The organism is Amycolatopsis sacchari (assembly GCF_900114035.1).
GTDB lineage: Bacteria > Actinomycetota > Actinomycetes > Mycobacteriales > Pseudonocardiaceae > Amycolatopsis_E > Amycolatopsis_E sacchari.
This window is the reverse complement of sequence record NZ_FORP01000001.1, coordinates 629,206-649,194: the sequence shown is the minus strand read 5'-3', so window position 1 is coordinate 649,194 and position 19,989 is coordinate 629,206. Positions and strand designations below refer to the sequence as shown.

Here is a 19,989-nt window from a genome sequence, read left to right as displayed (position 1 = left end):
TCTGCCCCATGTCGCGCCGATCTCCGCAGAGCCCGCCACTGGACCCGACGATCCTGCGTGCCCGCCTGGACCGCGCGCGCCAGGCCGCCGACGCCGCCGAGACCGACGCCCTGCTCATCGCGCCCGGCTCGGACCTGCGCTACCTCCTCGGTGAGGCCGGCGGCTCCTTCGAACGGCTGACCGCGCTCGTCCTGCCCGCGGGTGACGGCGTCCCCGCGCTCGTGGTGCCCAAGCTCGAAGCCCCCGGCTACGCCCACGTCCCCGCCGAGGACCTGGGTGTCGAGGTCGTGACGTGGGTGGACGGGGAGGACCCGTACCGGATGATCGCCGACCGCCTCGGCAAGCCGGGCCGCGTCGCCGTCAGCGACAACACCTTGGCGCTGCACGTGCTCGCGTTCCGCGATGCGCTGGGCGACGCGGAGCAGACCCTCGCCGGGCCGGTCGTCCGCGAGCTGCGGATGCGCAAGGACGCCGCCGAGATCGACGCCCTGCGCCGCGCGGGTGCGGCGATCGACCGGGTGCACGCCCGCGTCGGCGAGTGGCTGCGGCCCGGCCGCACGGAAGCCGAGGTGGGCGCCGACATCGCCGCCGCGATCGTCGAGGAGGGGCACGCGCTCGCGGACTTCGTGATCGTCGGCTCCGGCCCCAACGGCGCCAGCCCGCACCACGACGTGTCCGACCGCGTCATCGAACGCGGGGACGTCGTGGTGGTCGACATCGGCGGCCCGCTGCCCGAGGGCTACAACTCCGACTCCACCCGCACCTACGCCGTCGGCGAGCCGCGTGACGCGGACGTGGCGGAGACGTACGCGGTGCTGCAGCGCGCGCAGCGGGCGGCGGTCGAGGCCGTCCGGCCGGGCGTCACCGCGCAGGACGTCGACGCCGCGGCCCGCTCGGTGATCACCGACGCCGGGTACGGCGAGTTCTTCATCCACCGCACCGGCCACGGCATCGGGCTGGACGTGCACGAGGAGCCCTACATCGTCGGCGGGAACACGCTGCCGCTGGAGCCGGGCATGGCGTTCAGCGTCGAACCGGGCATCTACCAGCCGGGGCGCTGGGGTGCGCGGATCGAGGACATCGTCGTGGTCACCGAGGGCGGTGTCGAGTCGCTGAACAACCAGCCGCACGAACTCGTCGTGCTCGGCGCATGAGCGCCACCCCCGGGCCGCTGGAGCCCCTGGACCAGGCGATCGCGCGGGAGCTGGCCGTCGACGGCCGGTGCAGCTTCACCGATCTCGCCGAGCGGGTGGGGCTGTCGGTGTCGGCCGTGCACCAGCGGGTGCGGCGGCTGGAACAGCGTGGCGTGATCCGCGGGTACGCCGCGCAGCTGGACGGCGAGCTGATCGGGCTGCCGCTGACCGCGCTGATCTCGCTCACCCCGAACGACCCCGCCGCCCCGGACGACTACCCGCAGCGGCTGGAGCACATCACCGAGATCGAGTCCTGCTACTCGGTCGCCGGGGACGAGTCCTACATCCTGCTGGTGCGGGTCGCCTCGCCCCGGGCGCTGGAAGACCTGCTGCGGCGCATCCGCGAGGCGGCGAAGGTGTCCACCCGCACGACGGTCGTGCTCTCCACGCCGTTCGAGGGCCGGACGCCGATGCTGTCGCCGTAGCCGTAGCAGCGGTACGATAAAAGGTATGGCAACTCGGAAGGTGACCCTGTCGCTGGACGCGTCCGCGGTCGAGTACGCGGAGCGCGCCGCGAAGGCGCACGGGGTGTCGTTGTCGTCGTGGCTGTCGAAGGCGGCGCGCCGCGAGGCGGTGCGCACCGGGTACCGGGCGGCCCGCCCGTCCGCGGAGGCCGAGGGTCTCGCGGTCACCGACGAGGCCGAGGTCGCCGCCGCGGAGAAGGAGCTGCGTGCGGAGGGGTGAGGTCTGGACGTACCGTCCGCCGACGCAGCCCGCGCGCGAGCGCACCGTGCTGATCCTGTCCTCCGACGGCGTCAACGAGTCCGAACGCCCGTGGCTGCTGGGCACCGAACTGCTCGAACAGGACCCGCAGGACATCCTCGGCGTCGCGCTGGACTCGCGGTTCTGGGTCTCGACCCTGTTCCTCACCCGGCTGTACCGGGGCTGGCTCACCGAGCGGGTCGCCGAGATCGAGCCCGCCGTGCAGGACGAGATCGACGCGGCGCTGCGCGCGGCGCTCGACCTGTGAACCCGCCGGAACTGTCGGTGGGAAGCGGTAGCGTCGCGGCATGGCGTTGTCTGTGGAAGAACGAGAGCGATTCCTGGCCGAGCCCCACGTGGGCGCGCTGGCGGTGGCGTGGCAGCCCGACCGGGCGCCGCTGACCGTCCCCATCTGGTACCAGTACACGCCGGGCGGCGAGCTGTGGATCTCCACCGGCCCGGATTCCCGGAAGACGCGGGCGATCCGCGCCGCCGGCCGGTTCAGCATCATGGTGGAGCGGGTCGAGCCGACCGTGCGGTACGTGTCGGTCGAAGGGCCCGTCACCGGCATCGAGCCCGGCTCGCTGGAACGGTCGCGCGAGATGGCCGCCCGCTACCTGCCGCCGGACAAGGTGGACGCCTTCGTCGAGTACGAACGCACCGAGCTCGGCGAATCGGTGATCATCTCGATGCGGCCGGAGCACTGGCTGTCGGCGGACCTCGGGTCGTTCTAGCCGGCGGCGGGCACGGTGGCGGCGGCGTGCAGATCGCCGTCGCTGCCGGCCAGGCACGCCGCCGAGGGCAACGCGGTCGCGAGGAACTCCGTGAGGCAGCGGCCGATCTCGGCGTGGCCGTTCGCGTTGGGGTGGAAGGACTCCTGCAGCGCGTGGCCGGCGCGGTCGGCGTCGGTGAGGTCGTTGAGCCGGAGCGTGAGCCTGCTGAACCATTCCTTGCCCGGGTCGGCCCCGCCGCTGCACGCCTCGTGCCCGCGGCCCGCCCGCGAGAGGTCCAGGAAGCGCGCGCCGGCCTGCGTCGCGGCCTTGGCGAGCCCGGCGGACAGGGTGAGCACGCCTTCGTCCCGCACCCACCGCAGGTCCTCGGTGCGGAACGGGCAGCCGTTGAGGTTCTGCAGGTCCGGCGGGATGTCCGGGCCGATCGGCGCGGCGTAGGACTGCAGCACCAGCTGGTAGTCCTCCGGCTGGTACCCGGCGCGCGCGAGCACGGTCTTGACGTCCGCCAGCGCCGAGACGACCTTGGGCACCATGGCGTCGATGCGCCGCTGCCAGTCCGCCCTGATCGAGGTGCTGCACGGGCCGTTGCCGGAGAGGAACCACGCCTGGAAGCACTGCGAGATCAACGCCGAGAAGTGCGGGTCGTCGTTGGCGCCGACGGCGACCACCACGACCGCCACCCGGTGGTCACGCACGAGGTTCGCCAGCTGCCCGGCCTGCGACGGTTCGGTCCACTGCTTGACGTCCCCGAGCGCGACCTGCGCGGCGGGCGCGCCGGAGCAGGCGAGGTTGCGCTTCTCCACGATGCCGGGCACGTCGGTCTGGAACACGGCGGCGTGGGGGGAGCGGTGGCACCAGTCGCCGTTCGTGCCGTTGGTGTCGGGGGTGTAGTCGCCCGCACCCTCCCCGGACAGGGTGCTGTCGCCGAGCGAGACGATGGTCAGCGGACCGGTGCCGGGCGGCCCGGGGCGCTTGACCGGCCCCGGTGGCGTGCCCGGCCCGGAAAACACGAAGATCCCGGCGAGCACCACCACGAACAGCAGAACGCCCCCGCCGATCCACCACCGATACCGTCGCATCACCCGGCAGTCTACGGAGTGATCACACCGTGGAGAGGACGCCGTCGGCCAGCCGCACCCGCCGGTCGGCGATGGCGTGCACCGCGTCGTCGTGGGTGGCGACGATGACCGCCGCGCCCTCGGCCGCGCACCGGCGCAGCAGCCCCAGCACCGCGGGGGTGCTCGCCGCGTCGAGGTGCGCGGTGGGCTCGTCGGTCAGCAGCACCTTCGGCCGTCCGGAGACCGCGCGGGCCAGCGCGACCCGCTGCTGCTGCCCGAAGGACACCTCCCCGGGGTAGCGGTCGGCCAGGTGCGCCACGCCGAGGAGGTCCAGCAGCTCGCCGACCCGCCGCTCGACGTCGTCACCGCTGGGGCGCAACCGCAGCGGCAGCGCGACGTTCTCGGCGACGGTGAGTTCCTGCGCGAGCCCGAGCGCCTGCGGCAGCACGGCGCAGGTGTGCCACGGCGGGGCGCCGTCGATGGGTTCGCCCGCCAGCAGGACGCGCCCGGCGTCGGGCTCGTCGAACCCGCCGAGCAGTGCCAGCAGCGCGCTCTTGCCGGAGCCGGAGCGCCCGGAGACGGTCACGAGTTCCCCGGCGTCGACCGAGAGTTCCAGGCCTCGCAGGACTTCGACGTCGCCGCTGGGGTGGCGGAAGCGGCGGCGCAGTCCGAGTGCGTGCAACACGGGGGTGGTCATCGCCGCTCGATCCCTTCCAGTCGTCCGTCCCGCAGCCGCGCCACCCGGTCGCCCAGGGCGACGAGCCGGTCGTCGTGCGAGGCGACGAGCACCGCGAACTCCCGCTCGGCGAGGTAGCGCAGGGTGTCCAGCACGAGGTCGGCGGACGCCTCGTCCAGCTGCGAGGTCGGTTCGTCGGCGAGGATCACCGAGGAGCCGCGGGCGAGCGCGCAGCCGAACGCCAGCCGCTGCTGCTGCCCGCCCGACAGCGCCGAGATGGGCCAGTCCCCGGTGCCGCCCAGCCCCAGCTGCGCCAGGATCTCCTCCGGCTCGCACGTGCGGCGCGCCGACTGCGCCGCCGCACGCAGGTTGTCGCCGACGCTGAGGTAGTCCAGCAGGTTCTCCACGGGGTTCTGGAACACCAGGCCCAGCTGCTCCCGCCGCAGCGCGCGCCGCGCGGAATGCCGCAGCGGCCCGGTGTCGACGCCGTCGAAGCGCAGCACGCCGCGGGCGGGCCGTTCGAACAGGCCCAGCACGCGCAGCAGCGTCGACTTGCCCGAGCCCGACGGGCCCGCGAACACCGTGATGCCCGCGCGGGGCACGTCCAGGGTCACCTCGTGCAGGCCGGTCACCATCCCGGCCGGGGTCGGGTAGTCCACGCCGATCCGGTCCAACTGGAAAACGCTGTCAGCCACGCAGCAGCTCCGCGGTCCTGGCGGTGCGGACGCTGCGCACCGCGAGCCAGCCCGCCAGCAGCACGACGGCCAGTCCGGCCCCGGCCACGGCGAGCACGAACAGGGTCTGGTCGGGCAGTGCGGACCGGGGCGCCAGCCAGCGCACCGGGTCGAACCGCGGCACCGCCAGCCCGGCCACCGCGAGTCCACACGCGACACCCGCGACCGCGGCGAGTCCCGCGAGCAGGCCGAGTTCGATCAGGTGGCTGCCGAACAACGTCCGCACCCGCATGCCCATGCGCAGCACGAGCGCGCCCGCCAGCGCGTTCTGCCGCCGCCGCACCTCGACGGCCACCAGCAGCGCCAGCACCGCGACCACGCCGAGGACGCCGCCCAGCACGGTGACGAACGAGAAGGTCCACTCCACGACGTAGAACGGCAGCGCGTCCAGCGCCCCCTCCTGGCTGGTCCGGTTGACCTGCACCAGGTCGGCGGCCGACAGCGCGGCGGAGAGCTGGTCCAGCGGCGTCCGCGACAGCACGGTCCACTGGGGGATCGCGGCCAGCTGCGCGGGGGTCAGCGCCGTACGGGACACGACATAGCCGGGATTGTTGCCCAGCAACGGGAACCACGGCAGGTCGGCGATGGGCACCGCGGGCGGCAGCCCGGGCAGGGCCGTCGGGGCGTGCCCGATCCGCAGTGCGGGCAGGCCACCGCCGGCGGGCTGGTTCAGCCGCGGCAACAGCTCGGTGATGCGCTCGCGCAGCGGCCCGAGGTAGGCGGCACCGGCGAAGGTGGCGGGGTCGACGACGAGCACGACGCTGCCGGTGCCGCTCGTGCGCCCGGTGACCGTGCTCGTGTCGCGCACCGCCTCCGGCAGCGGCGTCTGGCCCAGCCCCACCTTGGTTTCGGTGTCCACCCGGCTCGTGGCGCCGACGAGGATGCCGGACTTGGTGTCGAGCGCGGCGCGCTGGCCCTGCGCGATGCCGCTGCCCGCGGCGAGCGTGCCGATGGCGAGCACCCCGATCACGAGCACGCCCGTCACGGGCGCGCGGGCACCGGCGAGGCGGCGGATCGCCAGCTGCAGCGGCGGTTTGGACCACCAGCGCACGCGGTGTGAGGCCCGCAGCAGCAGCCACACGACGCGGGCGGCGACGAGCCCGGCGGTGAGCACCACGAACACCGGGTACGTCAGCGCCAGCGGGTTGATCTGCGGCAGCGGGGTGCCCAGCCGCGAGGACGCGCCGTAGTCGGCGAGCCGGCTCCAGCCCAGCACCGCCAGGCCCGCGGTGACCAGCTCCCACGGCAGCAGCGCCAGCACGCGCCTGCTCAGCCCGCGTCCCGGCCGGGTACCCACCTGGAACTCGCGGTGCGCCCGCAGCGCGACCACCGCGCCGAGCAGGACCAGCGCCACCAGCAGCACCCCCAGCGCGATCCCGAACGCCGCGGCCTGCCAGCCGACGGCGATCGTGCCGGGCGGGGCGTAGAGCGGCAGCCCGAACCGGGCGAGCACGATGCCCGCGATCCCGCCGAGCACCACGGGCAGGCCCAGCTCGGCCACGGCGAGCCCACCCAGCGCGGGCGGGCTCGCGCCACGGGCCGCGAGCAGCCGCACCTGCGGGCGGCGCCGCTGGTACCACTGCAACGCCACCGTCGCGACCCCGCCGCAGCCGACCAGCACGCTGATCGCGGCCAGCGGCAGGATCGACACCAGCACGTTGGACTGCGCCTGCTCGGCGATCTCCACGGACCGCGCGAACGGCGTCTGCATCGCCACCGGGTCGGTCAGACCCTGCTGCCGCAGATCCGCGTCCACGGCGGCGATCAGCGCGCGCGAGCGGTCGAGGTACTCCCGTGCCTGTGCCGGGGTGCGCGGCGGGTCGAGGTAGAAGGACACGTAGAAGTTCGCGAGCGTGGGCAGCCCCAGCGTGCCGGCCGTCTGCCGGAAGGTGGCCTCGTCGCTGGCGAACACGATCGTGTTCAGCGGGTCGTTGGCGTAGAGGTAGACCGTGGCGTTGTTCTGCTGCGAGCACCACCAGCGCGGCGGCGGCACCGACAGCGCGTGGTACACCCCGGCGACCGCGGGCAGGGCCACGCCCCGGACGTCCACCGGGTCACCGGGCCGCACCGGGCTGAACCGCGTCAGGTCGTCGCCGACCCACAGCCCCGGGCGGCCGCCGTCCTGCAGCCGCCGCACCTGGTCGAGCCCGCCGTCGCGGTAGCCGAGCACGACCTTGCGGGCCGCCGCGGGACCGAAGTCCACGGGGAAGAGCACGCCGCTGTACATCGAGGCGACCGGCTGCGGGAAACCGTGGGCCGCGGCCTGCCGCCGCACCGCGTCGAGCACCGCCGGGGCCTGGTCGGCCCGCAGCCCGGCCCGGGAGAACACCGGGCCGTAGGCGTCGGGACACGCCGTGGCGGCCTGGTAGTCCAGTGCCGCCCCGCCCGCCGCCGAGCCGATCAGCACCGCCGAGGTCGCCAGGAAGCACGACAGCAGGGCGGTCACCGCGGCCACGACGAGGGTGAGCTTGCTCGACAACGCCGCGCGAGGTGCGCGCGACCACGGCAGGGAGACCCCCCTCGGTTCTCGCATGACGCGAAACGCTACCCCGGAAGTGTTTCCGGTCGGGGAAAACCCGCCGAATCGTTGCGGAGCGTGACCGGAGAGCAGGGGTGTTTTGCCTGGCGGTGGCGGTGGAACACCCCGGTAGGGAGTGCAGGGCGAGCATCGGGGAAGGACACGCGGGGCATGACTGCCGAAACCATCGACCTCACCCGGGTCACCGAAACCGTTGAGCCCGGGGAGCGCGCCGAGAGCACGGAGTACCTGGTCAACGGCCGCACGGCGCCCTGCCGGTTCTGCGGCAGGCCCGGCGCCGAGGGGCTGCACCGCGCCCCCGGCCCGCGCGGCCCCGTGTGCCCCGACTGCCTGGAGGTGGGGAGCCTGCTCTGCCAGGACGGGCAGGAGCGGTTCCTCGGTGAGCTGAACCTCGCCCGCCTGGTCACCGCGCCCGGTGTGCCCTGCGAGTTCTGCGACCGCGACTCCCGCCGTGCCCTGCCGTGGCGGCGCCGCCCGCTGCCGCGGATGCGGTGCGTCCCCGGCGACGCCGTGATCTGCGCCGACTGCCTGGCCCGCGGCCGGCAGCTGCTCGCCTGCGTTTCCCGGGTTTCCCGCGGCTGAAATCCCGGTAAGGTCGGCAGCGCAACGACTCTGCCAGTCCTTGTGGAGGGGGCATGGTGTCGGCTGACGGCACCTCACTGCTGCTGGCGGTGCCCGCTGCCGTCGTCGGCGCGGCGAGCATGGGCCTGGCCAGCGCGGCGCAGGCGCGGGCGACGAAGGAGGTCGAGGTCGGCCGGATCCTCGACCCCGGACTGCTGCGGGGGCTGGCCCACCGGCCGCTGTGGCTCATCGGCATGGTCGCCACCGGCCTCGGGCTGGCGCTGCAGCTGGTCGCGCTCGCCTTCGCACCCCTGCTGGTCGTGCAGCCCCTGCTGATCACCTCCCTGATGTTCGCGGGCGTGTTCTCCGCCCGCCTGGAACGCCGGCCGCTGGACCGCGTGATGGTCGGCGGGGCGCTGGTGTGCATCGCCGGGCTCGCCGCGTTCCTGCTCGTCGCCCGCCCCAGCGGGGACTCCCAGGGCTTCTCGCCGTCCTCGCACCCGCTGCCGCTGGCGATCGCGCTGGGCACGCTGACGGTCGTCGCGCTCGGCGTGTCGCTGCTGACCCACCACTCCGTGCGGGTGCTCGGCCTCGCCGTGGCCACCGGGGTCCTCTACGGCGTGACCGCGGGCCTGATGAAGGTCGTGGCGGGCCAGGCGCGAGCGGGGCTGGACGAGCCGTTCCGCAACTGGGCGCTGTACCTGGTGTGCGTGGTCGGCCCGCTGGGCTTCCTGCTCAGCCAGAACACGTTCCAGCAGGGCCGGTTCCTCACCCCGGCGCTGGCGGTGATCACGGCGCTCGACCCGCTCGTCGGGGTCGCCATCGGCGTGTGGTGGCTGGGGGAGACCGCGAACGCCGATCCCGCCGCGCTGGCCGGGCAGGGCCTGGCAGGCATCGTCATCCTCGTGGGCATCGCGATGCTGGCCAGCCGGGCCGAGCACCTCGCCGCCGCGCAGTCCGACGCTCCGCAAGACGCTCCGGAAGGGACCGCATGAACAGGGTGCTGGTCGTCTCGGCCGCCATGGGGGAAGGCCACAACGCGACCGGCCGGGCGCTGGAGGACGCCGTGCACCGGCTGTGGCCGGACGCGGACGTGGCCTGGCTGGACACGCTCGACGTCATGGGCAGCGGGGTGGGGCCGCTGTTCCGCTGGATCTACGTGTCCAACGTGCAGCGCACCCCGTGGCTGTACGAGTACTTCTACCGCTCGCTGTGGCGGCACCGGTGGTTCGCCACCGCGTCCAAGCGGTTCGTGGGCGCGTGGTGCGGCAGGCGCCTGGCGGGCCGCGTGGAGGACTACGCACCCGATCTGGTGCTCTCGACGTACCCGCTGGGCTCGGCCGGCCTGGAGTGGCTGCGCCGCCACGACCGGCTGCCCATGCCGACGGGTGCCTGGATCTCCGACTTCGCCCCGCACCCGTTCTGGGTCTACGGCTCGCTGGACCTGACGTTCGTGATGCACGAGCAGGCCGTACCGCCCGCGCTGGCGTGCGTACCGGAGTCCACTGTGGAGGTTTCCGCACCCCCGGTGCGCGCCACGTTCCGCCCCGGTGACCGCGACACCGCCCGGGAACGGCTGGGGCTGCCGCCCGGGGCGTTCGTCGCGCTGGTTTCCTGCGGCTCGCTCGGATTCGGTGACGTCGAGGACGCGGCCCGCGCGCTGCTGGCCGCGCACCCGGAGGTGGTGCCGGTCGTGGTGTGCGGGCGCAACACCGCGCTGCAGCGGCGGCTGGCGCCGCTGGCCGAGGCCGATCCCCGGCTGCGTGTGCTCGGCTGGACCGACGAGATGCCCGCGTACACCATCGCCTCCGACGTCGTGGTCACCAACGCCGGTGGCGCGACCGGGCTGGAAGCCCTCGCGTGCGGGCGCCCGGTGCTCATGCACCGCCCGATCGCCGCGCACGGCCGCGCCAACGCCGAGCTGATGGCCGACGCGGGGCTGGCCATCGTGTGCGAAACCGACGCCGAACTCGGTGACGCCGTGCGGACCCTCATCACCGAACCGCAGCGCTGGAAGGCGATGGCGGAGGCCGCGACGCGGCACTGCGACAGCACCGGCACCCTCGAAGACGGGCTGCTCGCGCTGACCGGTGTGCACCCCGCGCGCGAACTACGCTGACGGGCATGGCCAGGGCCAACGACGAGGTCGAGGCGCTGCTGCGCGAGTACGCCGACCTGCTGGCGCTCACCGGCGGGGAGGCGTTCAAGCAACGCGCCTACGAAAAGGCCGCCCGCGCCATCGCGGGACACCGCGACGACATCGCCGGGCTCGGCGTGACGGAGCTGCGGGCGATCCCCGGGGTGGGCAAGTCCATCGCCGAGAAGATCGCCGAATACCTCACCTCGGGCCGCGTCGCCGCGATCGAGGAGGTCAGGGCCCGCATCCCGGCGGGTGTGCGCGCGCTGACCGAGATCCCCACGCTGGGCCCGAAGAAGGCCGCGGTGCTCTACCACGACCTGGGCATCTCCTCAGTTGACGAGCTGGTCGACGCGATCCAGTCCGAGCGGCTGCGTGACCTCAAGGGCTTCGGCCCCAAGACCGAGGAGAACATCCTGCACGGCGTGGAGCTGCTGCGGGCCTCCGGCGGGCGGATGCTCCTCGACGTCGCCACCGAGCTGGCCGAGCACGTCGTCGCGCGGCTGTCCGCGCTGCCCGGCTGCGTCCGCTGCACCTACGCCGGTTCCCTGCGGCGGTTCCGGGAAACCGTGGGAGATCTGGACATCCTCGTCGCGTCGGACGACCCCGAGCCGATCATGGCCGCGTTCCGCGAACTGGACCTGGTCGCCGAGGTCATCGCGAGCGGGCCCAAGAAGACCTCGATCCGCACCGCGAAGGGCTTCCAGATCGACCTGCGCGTGGTGCCGCCCGACTCGTGGGGCGCGGCGCTGCAGTACTTCACCGGCTCGCAGGCCCACAACGTCCGCATCCGCGAGATGGCCGTGCGCGCCAAGCTCAAGCTCTCGGAGTACGGGCTGTTCGACGCCGAGACCGGCGAGCTGATCGTGTCCAAGACCGAGGAGGAGGTCTACGCGCGGCTCGGCCTGCCCTGGATCCCGCCGCCGCTGCGGGAGGACCGCGGCGAGGTCGACGCCGCGCTGCGGGGCGAACTGCCGGAGCTGGTGGGGGAGCAGGACCTGCGGGGCGACCTGCACACCCACACCGATCTCACCGACGGTGTCGCGTCACTGGAGGAGATGCTGGAGGCGGCCGCCGCCCGCGGCTACGCCTACTACGCCGTCACCGACCACGCGCCCAACCTCGTCATGCAGCGCATGACCGACGAGAAGATGCTCGCGCAGCGCGAGCGGGTGCGGGCGCTGGACCGCGCCTACCGCGGCATGCGGGTGCTGCACGGCACCGAGCTCAACATCGACCCCGACGGCGGCGTGGACTGGCCGCCGGAGTTCCTCGCCGGGTTCGACGTGTGCGTGGCCTCGGTGCACTCCGCGTTCACCCAGTCCCGCGCCGACACCACCCGCCGGCTCGTGCGGGCCTGCGAGAACCCGCACGTGCACATCCTCGGGCACCTCACCGGGCGGCAGATCGGGCACCGCCCGCCGATCGACGCCGACTTCGACGAGGTGTTCCGCGCCTGCGCCCGCACCGGGACCGCGCTGGAGGTCAACTCCTTCGCCGACCGGCTCGACGCGCGCGACGAGCACATCCTGCGGGCCCGCCGGTACGGCGTGAAGTTCGCGATCGACAGCGACGCGCATTCCGTGCGGAACCTCGCGCAGATCCGCTACGGGGTGGGCACCGCGCAACGCGGCTGGCTCACCCCCGACGAGGTGATCAACACCTGGCCGCTGACGCGGCTGCGCGCCTTCCTGAAGAAGCCCAGTGCGCGGGAGGCGTGAGCGGCGCCGACAACCGCGTCGAGGCGTCACCCCGGGCCGCGGTCAGCTGCGCCTGCGTCAGGAACAGGCAGCCGGTCAGGTCCGCGCCCCGCAGGTCGGCCCCGCGCAAGTCCGCGCCCGTCACGTCCGCCGAACGCAGGTCCGCCTTCCGCAGGTCGGCGCCGATCAGCAGGGCACCGCGCAGCGACGCGCCACGGAGGTCGGCGCCCCGCAGCTTCGCGCCGATCAGGTCGGCGCCCCGGTGGTTGCGGCGACGGCCCGGCACGCTCGCCCGCGCCCGCTCGGCGGCACGCACCAGGAGCTCGTTGACCTGCTGCCGGACCGCGGGCACGTCGACCGCGGCCAGCTCGTCCGGCGGCAGCTGGGTCAGGCGCTCGGTGTCGGCCAGCGCCTGTCGCAGTTCGGGGTGCAGCGGCGCGGCGGCGGGCAGCGCGAGCGCCTCGGTGAGGTACCACAGCAGCTCGTGCAGCCCCCGCATGACCGGGAAGACCGCGAACATCGACCGCGCGGTCGCCGGGTCGTCCTGCCAGTCCCGGCCGCCGAAGGTGACCTGCGAGACCTGCTGCCCGGCGCCGAAGCAGTCGAACACGGTGCAGCCCGTGAAGCCCCGGTCCCGCAGCCGGTCGTGGATGCCGCAGCGGAAGTCCTCCCTCAGGTTCGGGCACGGCGTGCCCGCGTCCTTGTCGAGGGCGAAGTCGGCGGAGGCGGCGAAGGGCAGCGCCACGCAGCACAGCCCGAAACAGGAGGAACAGTCGGCGACCAGGGACATCCCGCCATTGTCCCTCACGACGATGCCAGCGCGGTGGCCCAGTCCAGCTGCCGCGCCAGCTCCTCCTCGTCCACCGGCGGAGTCCCCGCCACGGGCAGCCCCGCGCTCATCCGCGCGCTCGCCGCGGTGTTGTACTCCACCCGCGGTCGCCGCAGTCGCTCATAGGCCTCCAGCGGGAAACCGGTGTCCCGCAAGGCTTTGCCGAGCACCACGGCGTCCTCCAGCGCCATCGAGGCGCCCTGGCCGGTCGCGGGTGAGGCGGCGTGCGCGGCGTCGCCGAGCAGCAGGATCCGCTCGCCGCGCCAGCGCGGCACGTTCGCCAGGTCACGGGCGTTCGTGGCCAGCAGGGGACCCTGGGTGGCCTCGACGATGCCCGCGCACTCGGTGCCGTCCGGCCGCAGCAGGGCGAGCAGCCACGCGGGGTCCGGCACAGTGCCTTCCGGCAGCGGATCGCTTGTCACACGGGCGAACCAGTACACCTCGCCGCCGGGGGAGACGGCGTAGCCGAAGGCCGCGCCGCCCCGCACCATCACGATCCGCCCCGGCTCGGCCGGCGGCTCGGCGAGCCTGCTGTAGCCGTAGAACACCCGCTGCCCCGCGTAGCGCGGTGCGACGCCGGGGTTGAGCAGCTCCCGCACCGTCGAGTGCAAGCCGTCCGCGCCGAGCAGCAGGTCCCCGCGCACGGTCTCCCCATCGGCGAAGCGAGCGGTCACCCCCGAGGAGTCCTCTGTGGCGTCGATCAGCCGCCGCCCGTGGTGCACGGGGATCCCGCGGCGGACGACCTGGCCCTGCAGCACCCGGCACAGCTCGCCGCGCCGCAGGCACCGCGTGCGCTCCAGCGCCTTGGTGCGCCCGGCGAACTCCAGGGTGTGCAGTGCGAACCCGGCCCGGCCGACCGCCTCCGCCGCGTCGAGCTGGTCGAGCGCGGCGTGCCCGTTGGCGGCCAGCGTCAGGAACGCGCCGAGGTCCTCGGCGTTGTCCGGATGCCGTTCGTACACCACGGGATCCCACCCCGCCTTGCGCACCGCGAGGGCCGCCGCGGCGCCCGCGACACCGCCACCGATGATCAGGATCCGTCCCATCGGTGCCGAGGATAGGGCGGTGCCTCAGCCCCGCCCCTCGCGCCACCACCGCTGCCCGGCCTCGGGCAGCGTCTGGATCGGGTCGTAGTAGGGGTAGCAGCGCTCCAGGGCCTCCGGGTCGTCGTGCTCGATGCCGGTGCGGTAGTTCTTGGTCCAGTAGGAGATGCCGCGCTCGCGGTCGTAGTCGGCGAGCTGGTGCACCCACCGCTTGCCGACGTAGGGCACGTCGCACACGATGCGCGGCGTCGCGTAGCCGGGCAGGTAGCCCATGATCGCGTGCTGCAGCTCCTGCGCCTCCCAGACGGCGACCCGCCAGTGCTCGGCGTTGGGGATCATGTCGCACAGGTAGAAGTAGTACGGCAGGATGTTCGCCTCACCCTGCAACGCGAAACACAGGTCCAGCAACGCGGCGGGGGTGTCGTTCACGCCCCGCATGAGCACGCCCTGGTTGCGCACGTCCCGCACCCCGACGTCCAGCGCCGTCCGCGCCGCCTCGGCGACCAGCGGCGTGACTGACTGCGCGTGGTTGACGTGCGTGTGGATCGCGAGGTTCACGCCCCGCCGGTGCGCCGTGCCCGCCACGCGCGCGAGGCCCTCGACGACCTTCGGCTGCAGCCAGTGCTGCGGCATGCCCGCCAGGGCCTTGGTCGCCAGGCGGATGTCCCGCACCGTCTCGATGTCCAGCAGTCGCATCAGGAACGACTCCAGCTGGTGCCACGGCACGTTCGCGACGTCGCCACCGGAGACCACCACGTCCCGCACGCCGGGCGTGCGCCGCAGGTAGCCGATCATCGCGTCCTGCCGGTCGACGGGCTTGAGCGCGAGCTTGTGCTTGGCGACCTGCTCCGTGGAGTTGCCCACGAGGTCCATCCGCGTGCAGTGCCCGCAGTACTGCGGGCAGGTGGACAGCAGCTCGGCCAGCACCTTGGTGGGGTAGCGGTGCGTCAGCCCCTCCACGACCCACATCTCCGCCTCGTGCAGGGAATCGCGGGCCGAGTGCGGGTGGCTCGGCCACTCCGGGTCGCGGTCGCTGCGCACCGGCAGCATGTAGCGCCGGACCGGGTCGGCGTAGAACGCCTCCGTGGAGCCGACGTCCATCGTGTTGAGCATCTGCGGCGGCAGCAGCATCGACATCGTCGCCAGCTCGCGCTGGTCGGCCTCCAGATCGGCGTAGAACTCCTCGCCGACCAGGTCACCCAGCACCGCCCGCAGCTGCCGGACGTTGCGCAGGCAGTGCACCCGCTGCCACTGCGCGTCCCGCCACTGCGCCTCGGTGACGTCCCGCCAGCCGGGGAACCGGCGCCAGTCCGGTTCGCTCAGCTCGCGGCGCTCGTAGGCATACGGCTGGCCGTAGGTGTCGGCAGGTGAGACAGCATCCTGGATCGCAGTCATCTGTGCTCCTCGTCGGCAGATCGGCGTGAAAATCTCCGGTCGAGACGACAATAGGGCGTAAATATTTCTGCCGCATCACATCAGGCAGACTCGACACCGTGAACGAGACGACGCTTCTGGTCGGCGGGCGCATCCACTCGCCGAGTTCGCCCGACGCGACCGCCATGGCGGTCACCGGGAACACCGTGGTCTGGGTCGGGCAGGACGGCCCCGGCCGCGCCCTGCACCCCGGCGCGGAGGTCGTCGACCTCGACGGCGCCTTCGTCGCGCCCGCCTTCGTCGACGCCCACGTGCACGCCACCGCCACCGGCCTGCACCTGACCGGCCTCGACCTCACCGGTGTGCACGACGCCGCCGACCTGCTCGCCGCGGTCCGCGCCGCCGTCCGGCCCGGCGAGGTGCTCATCGCCCACGGCTGGGACGAGTCGGCCTGGACCAACCCCCGCCTGCCCAGCCGCGCGGAGCTCGACGACGCCGCCGCGGGCACGCCCGTCTACCTCAGCCGCGTCGACGTCCACTCCGCACTGGTCTCCACCGCGCTCGTCGACCTCGCCCCCGGCGCCCGCGAGGTGGACGGCTGGTCCGCCGAAGGCCCGCTGACCCGCGAAGCCCACCACCGCGTCCGCACCGCCATGCAGGCCGCGATCACACCCGACCACCGCCGCCGCGCCCAGGACGCCTTCCTGCGCCACGCCGCCGCACGCGGCGTCGTCAGCGTCCACGAATGCGCCGGGCCCGACATCTCCGGCGAAGCCGACCTCGCCGGGCTGCTCGCCCTCGCCGCCGAACCGGGGCGCCCGGAGGTCGTGGCCTACTGGGGCGAAACCGGCGCGGTGGAGCTCGCCCGCCGCCACGGCCTGCGCGGACTGGCCGGGGACCTCTTCGTCGACGGCGCCCTCGGTTCCCACACCGCCGCCCTGCACGAGCCCTACACCGACCGCCCCGACTCGACGGGCGCCCGGTACCTCGACGCGGAGGCCATCGCCGAGCACCTCGTCGCGTGCACCGAAGCGGGGCTGCAGGCCGGGTTCCACGTCATCGGCGACGCCGGTGTGGCCGAGGTCGTCCGCGGCTTCCAGCTCGCCGAGAAGACCGTCGGGCAGCGCGCCCTCGCCGGAGCCAAGCACCGGCTGGAACACCTGGAGATGGTCGACGCCGCCCAGGCCGAACTGCTCGCGGGCTGGGCCGTCACCGGCTCGATGCAACCCCAGTTCGACGCGCTGTGGGGCGGTGCGGACGGCATGTACGCCACGCGCCTCGGCGAGCGGGCCGCCGGGCTGAACCCGTTCGCCACCCTCGCCGCCAAGGGCGTCCTGCTCGCCTTCGGTTCCGACAGCCCCGTCACCCCGCTGGAACCGTGGGCCGCCGTGCGCGCCGCCGTGCACCACCACACCCCGGGCGCCGGGCTGTCCGCCCGCGCCGCGTTCAACGCCCACACCCGGGGTGGCCACCGCGCCGCCGGGGTCAACGACGGCCTCACCGGCACGCTCCAGCCCGGCGCCCCCGCCCATTACGCGATCTGGGACGCCGCCGACCTCGTGGTCGCCGCGCCGGATTCCCGCGTGCAGCGCTGGTCCACCGACCCGCGCTCCCGGGTGCCCGCGCTGCCGCCGCTGGACCCGGACAGCCCGCTGCCCACGTGCCTGCGCACCGTGCGCGCCGGGGAGATCCTCTACGACGCGTTCACCTCGGCTGCCTAGAGTTGGGGCCGTGGCCGTAACCGCGCCGGAGTCCACGGCGACCGACGACACCCCCGCACGCCGCCGCCGGAACTGGCGGCCCTGGCTGCTGCGCCTCGCGCTCGCCGCGGCGTCCGGGTTCGTGTTCTACCTCAGCTTCGCGCCCCGGCCGCTGTGGTGGCTCGCGCCGATCGCGTTCGCCGGGCTCGGCTTCGCCCTGCGCGGGCGGCGGCTGTGGGGCGGGCTGGGCTACGGCTTCGTGTTCGGGCTCAGCCTCTACCTCCCGCTGCTGACCTGGCTGCAGGACTTCCTCGGCACCGAGTTCGGGCCGTGGCCCTGGCTCGGGCTCTCCGCCGCACTGGCCGCCTACCTCGGGATCGGCGGCGCGCTGGCCACCCTCGCCGCCCGGCTGCCCGGCGGTCCGGTGTGGATGAGCCTCGTCGTGATCGCCACCGAAACCCCGCGCACCTGGTGGCCGCTGGGCGGGTTCCCGTGGGGGCGCGTCGCGTTCAGCCAGCCCGAAGGCGCCTACACGCCGCTGGCGTCCATCGGCGGCGCCCCGCTCGTCGGGTTCGCCGTCGTGCTGACCGGCTTCGCCGTGCCCGCACTGGTGTCCCGGCTCCGCACCCCGCGCCGGGCGCTGCTGCCCGCGGCCGGTGTCGTCGTGCCGGTGGTGGCCGGGCTCGCGCTGTGGCCGACCATCGGCACCGGCGCCCAGACCGGCAGCCTCACCGTCGGCACCGTGCAGGGCAACGCACCCAACGCCGGGCTCGCCCTGATGGATGACTCCGCCACGATCAGGGCCAATCACCTCGCGCAGAGCGACCGCCTCGCCGCGGAAATCCACTCGGGCGCGGTGCCGAAACCCGATCTGGTGGTCTGGCCCGAGACCGCGACGCAGATGGCGGCGGGCGTGGACCCCGGCGTCGACCAGGCCGTCGCCGACCTCGGCGTGCCCACCCTCATCGGCGCCATCTACCGCCCCGCGGGCGGCGGGCGCGTGCAGAACAGCGAGATCGTCTGGGACCCGCGCAGCGGACCGGGGGAGCGGTACTCCAAACAGGAACTGGTGCCCTTCGCCGAGTACGTGCCCGCGCGCGCCATCGCCCAGTGGGTCACCCCGTTCGTCGACGACACCAGCGACATGCAGCCCGGTGACGCGCCCGCCGTCCTCGACATCGCGGGTACCAGGGTCGCCACCCCGATCTGCTACGAGATCGCCTACGACCACGTCGCCCGCGACGCCGTGGACCTGGGCGCCCAGCTGATCGTGCTGCCGACCAACAACGCGTGGTTCGGCGAGAGCGAGATGAGCTACCAGCAGCTGGCGATGGCCCGCCTGCGGGCGGTCGAGCACAGCCGCGCGGTCGTGGTCTCCGCCACGAGCGGGGTCTCGGCGATCGTCGAGCCCGACGGCTCGATCCAGCGCTCGACCAGCGAATTCACCGCCGCATCCCTGGTCGGGCGCGTGCCGCTGAGGGACACGACTACGCTGTCGGATCGACTCGGTGCGTGGACGGAGTACGGCCTGGTCGGCGCCGCACTGGTGGCGGTGCTCGCCGGCGTCGTGGTCCGGCTGCGCACCAGGCGCGCAAGCGCCGAGAACACGACGCGAGCGACCGGGGCGGGATGAGGACTCCCGCCGAGGGAGGACACGGATGGCGCAGGCGCCACGGGCAGCACAGCCGATCGAGCCCGTCCTGGTGGTGATCCCCACCTACAACGAGCGTGACAACCTCACGCCCATCCTGCGCAGGCTGCACGAAGCCCTGCCGGAGGCGCACGCGCTCGTGGTCGACGACGGCAGCCCCGACGGCACCGGGGAGCTCGCCGACAAGCTCGCCGCGGACGACAAGCGCGTCCACGTGCTGCACCGCACCGAAAAGGCCGGCCTCGGCGCCGCCTACATCGCCGGCTTCCGCTGGGGCCTGGAGCGCGACTACGCCACCATCGTCGAGATGGACGCCGACGGCTCGCACGCGCCCGAGGACCTGCCGCGCATGCTCGCCGCGCTCGAGGACGCCGACCTGGTGCTCGGCTCCCGCTACGTCCCCGGCGGCAGCGTCGTGAACTGGCCCAAGCACCGCGAGTTCCTCTCCCGGGGCGCGAACCTGTACTCCCGGATCGCACTCGGCGGCAAGATCACCGAGTACACCTCCGGCTTCCGCGCGTACCGCCGGGCCGTGCTGGAGAAGCTCGCGCTCGACGAGATCGCCTCCACCGGGTACTGCTTCCAGATCGACCTCGCCTGGCGCACCCTCCGGGCCGGCTTCGAGGTCGTCGAGGTGCCGATCACCTTCACCGAACGCGAGATCGGCGAGTCGAAGATGAGCAGCTCGATCATCCGCGAGGCGATGATCCGCGTCGGTGTCTGGGGCGTCCAGCACCGGCTGAACCAGCTCCGGAGTCTCTTCCGCCGCTAGCCCCGGACACGAACAAGGCCCCCGCGGCGGGAGGACGCGGGGGCCTTGTCGTTCTTCGTGGTGGGCTGGTTCAGCCAGCTACGCCGAGCGGGAGGTCCGGCGGCCCTTGAGCTCGGCCAGACGCTCGTTCAGCAGATCCTCGAGTTCCGGGATCGACCGCCGCTCGAGCAGCATGTCCCAGTGCGTGCGCGGCGGCTTGACCTTCTTCTGCTCGGGCTGCCCGCCGTTGACGATCTCGGACTCGCTGCCGTGCAGGCGGCACTCCCACACGGTCGGGATCTCCGCGTCGTCGGAGAAGGGCACCTCGAACTCGTGGTTCTTCGGGCAGGCGTACCGCACCGTGCGGCGCGGCGCGAGGTCGTGGTTCCGGTCGGTCTCGTAGCTGACCGCTCCCAGCCGGCTGCCACGGAGTACACGGTCGGCCATGATGACGTCCTTTCAGTCGGCTCCGGTCCTTGAGAGCCAGGGTGATGCTCACCCTATGCAACGACTCGTCCGGCCCGGGAATTCCCGGCGGAACATGTCGTGGCTCACGATGAGCGTGTTCACCCCTCGACAACAGCTTCCACCCCAGGGACACCGTTCGCCTCGC

At 73.5% G+C, this 19,989-nt stretch carries 20 protein-coding genes; 12 read left to right on the top strand and 8 right to left on the bottom strand.

What is annotated here, in order from left to right:
• Window positions 1-8 precede the first annotated feature (8 nt).
• The 5 genes from BMZ92_RS03105 to BMZ92_RS03085 are packed head-to-tail and all read left to right on the top strand — an operon-like array spanning window position 9 to window position 2,629.
• The gene (locus BMZ92_RS03105) at window positions 9-1,154 is read left to right on the top strand and encodes a M24 family metallopeptidase (protein ID WP_091504096.1); all 1,146 of its coding nucleotides are present in this window, start codon (window positions 9-11) and stop codon (window positions 1,152-1,154) included.
• Window positions 1,151-1,618 carry an Lrp/AsnC family transcriptional regulator gene (locus BMZ92_RS03100; protein ID WP_091504095.1) on the top strand — a complete coding sequence of 156 codons (468 nt, stop codon included), beginning with the start codon at window positions 1,151-1,153 and terminating at the stop codon, window positions 1,616-1,618. Before BMZ92_RS03105 ends, BMZ92_RS03100 begins: the two co-directional genes overlap by 4 nt.
• A gap of 25 nt (window positions 1,619-1,643) precedes the next feature.
• The gene (locus tag BMZ92_RS03095; protein WP_091504094.1) at window positions 1,644-1,877 is read left to right on the top strand and encodes a hypothetical protein; all 234 of its coding nucleotides are present in this window, start codon (window positions 1,644-1,646) and stop codon (window positions 1,875-1,877) included.
• On the top strand, window positions 1,864-2,163 hold the full coding sequence (locus BMZ92_RS03090; protein ID WP_091504093.1) for a hypothetical protein: 300 nt from the start codon (window positions 1,864-1,866) through the stop codon (window positions 2,161-2,163). The genes BMZ92_RS03095 and BMZ92_RS03090 overlap by 14 nt, the downstream gene beginning before the upstream one ends.
• A gap of 40 nt (window positions 2,164-2,203) precedes the next feature.
• Window positions 2,204-2,629 (top strand): pyridoxamine 5'-phosphate oxidase family protein, encoded by a 426-nt coding sequence (locus BMZ92_RS03085; RefSeq protein ID WP_091504092.1) that lies wholly within the window; start codon window positions 2,204-2,206, stop codon window positions 2,627-2,629.
• On the opposite strand, the gene BMZ92_RS03080 is transcribed toward BMZ92_RS03085, so the two are convergent.
• From BMZ92_RS03080 to BMZ92_RS03065, 4 genes are read right to left on the bottom strand one after another with little or no spacing between them, the layout of a single operon-like run.
• Entirely contained in the window at window positions 2,626-3,705 is a 1,080-nt protein-coding gene (locus tag BMZ92_RS03080; protein WP_091504337.1) for a GDSL-type esterase/lipase family protein, read from the bottom strand. The genes BMZ92_RS03085 and BMZ92_RS03080 overlap by 4 nt on opposite strands.
• Window positions 3,706-3,727: 22 nt before the next feature.
• Entirely contained in the window at window positions 3,728-4,381 is a 654-nt protein-coding gene (locus BMZ92_RS03075) for an ABC transporter ATP-binding protein (protein WP_091504091.1), read from the bottom strand.
• Window positions 4,378-4,995 (bottom strand): ABC transporter ATP-binding protein, encoded by a 618-nt coding sequence (locus tag BMZ92_RS03070; RefSeq protein ID WP_091504336.1) that lies wholly within the window; start codon window positions 4,993-4,995, stop codon window positions 4,378-4,380. The genes BMZ92_RS03075 and BMZ92_RS03070 overlap by 4 nt, the downstream gene beginning before the upstream one ends.
• A gap of 52 nt (window positions 4,996-5,047) precedes the next feature.
• Window positions 5,048-7,627, bottom strand: coding sequence for an FtsX-like permease family protein (locus tag BMZ92_RS03065; RefSeq protein WP_091504090.1), 2,580 nt, complete (start codon window positions 7,625-7,627; stop codon window positions 5,048-5,050).
• Between the two features lie 156 nt (window positions 7,628-7,783).
• Between BMZ92_RS03065 and BMZ92_RS03060 the strand changes: the two genes are divergently transcribed.
• Genes BMZ92_RS03060 through polX form a run of 4 tightly spaced genes read left to right on the top strand, consistent with a single transcriptional unit; the run spans window position 7,784 to window position 12,052 of the window.
• Window positions 7,784-8,215 (top strand): hypothetical protein, encoded by a 432-nt coding sequence (locus tag BMZ92_RS03060; RefSeq protein WP_245782856.1) that lies wholly within the window; start codon window positions 7,784-7,786, stop codon window positions 8,213-8,215.
• 53 nt (window positions 8,216-8,268) lie between these two features.
• Window positions 8,269-9,189, top strand: coding sequence for a DMT family transporter (locus BMZ92_RS03055; RefSeq protein ID WP_091504089.1), 921 nt, complete (start codon window positions 8,269-8,271; stop codon window positions 9,187-9,189).
• Window positions 9,186-10,313, top strand: a complete 1,128-nt coding sequence (locus tag BMZ92_RS03050; RefSeq protein ID WP_091504088.1) for a glycosyltransferase — start codon at window positions 9,186-9,188, stop codon at window positions 10,311-10,313. The genes BMZ92_RS03055 and BMZ92_RS03050 overlap by 4 nt, the downstream gene beginning before the upstream one ends.
• 5 nt (window positions 10,314-10,318) lie before the next feature.
• The gene (gene polX / locus BMZ92_RS03045; protein WP_091504087.1) at window positions 10,319-12,052 is read left to right on the top strand and encodes a DNA polymerase/3'-5' exonuclease PolX; all 1,734 of its coding nucleotides are present in this window, start codon (window positions 10,319-10,321) and stop codon (window positions 12,050-12,052) included.
• Here the strand turns inward: polX and BMZ92_RS03040 are convergent.
• Genes BMZ92_RS03040 through BMZ92_RS03030 form a run of 3 tightly spaced genes read right to left on the bottom strand, consistent with a single transcriptional unit; the run spans window position 11,988 to window position 15,295 of the window.
• Window positions 11,988-12,821, bottom strand: a complete 834-nt coding sequence (locus BMZ92_RS03040) for a pentapeptide repeat-containing protein (RefSeq protein WP_091504086.1) — start codon at window positions 12,819-12,821, stop codon at window positions 11,988-11,990. The two genes, polX and BMZ92_RS03040, sit on opposite strands and share 65 nt — an antisense overlap.
• A gap of 14 nt (window positions 12,822-12,835) precedes the next feature.
• Entirely contained in the window at window positions 12,836-13,903 is a 1,068-nt protein-coding gene (locus BMZ92_RS03035) for an FAD-dependent oxidoreductase (RefSeq protein WP_091504085.1), read from the bottom strand.
• Window positions 13,904-13,927: 24 nt separating this feature from the next.
• Entirely contained in the window at window positions 13,928-15,295 is a 1,368-nt protein-coding gene (locus BMZ92_RS03030; protein ID WP_091504084.1) for a KamA family radical SAM protein, read from the bottom strand.
• 98 nt (window positions 15,296-15,393) lie between these two features.
• On the opposite strand from BMZ92_RS03030, the gene BMZ92_RS03025 reads away from it, so the two are divergent.
• Genes BMZ92_RS03025 through BMZ92_RS03015 form a run of 3 tightly spaced genes read left to right on the top strand, consistent with a single transcriptional unit; the run spans window position 15,394 to window position 19,397 of the window.
• Window positions 15,394-16,995, top strand: a complete 1,602-nt coding sequence (locus tag BMZ92_RS03025) for an amidohydrolase (RefSeq protein ID WP_245782855.1) — start codon at window positions 15,394-15,396, stop codon at window positions 16,993-16,995.
• A gap of 10 nt (window positions 16,996-17,005) precedes the next feature.
• Entirely contained in the window at window positions 17,006-18,607 is a 1,602-nt protein-coding gene (gene lnt / locus BMZ92_RS03020) for an apolipoprotein N-acyltransferase (protein WP_091504083.1), read from the top strand.
• Window positions 18,608-18,632: 25 nt separating this feature from the next.
• Window positions 18,633-19,397 (top strand): polyprenol monophosphomannose synthase, encoded by a 765-nt coding sequence (locus BMZ92_RS03015; RefSeq protein WP_091504082.1) that lies wholly within the window; start codon window positions 18,633-18,635, stop codon window positions 19,395-19,397.
• A gap of 78 nt (window positions 19,398-19,475) precedes the next feature.
• Here BMZ92_RS03015 and BMZ92_RS03010 read toward each other — a convergent pair whose 3' ends face one another.
• The gene (locus tag BMZ92_RS03010) at window positions 19,476-19,823 is read right to left on the bottom strand and encodes an RNA polymerase-binding protein RbpA (protein ID WP_091504081.1); all 348 of its coding nucleotides are present in this window, start codon (window positions 19,821-19,823) and stop codon (window positions 19,476-19,478) included.
• Window positions 19,824-19,989: the final 166 nt, after the last annotated feature.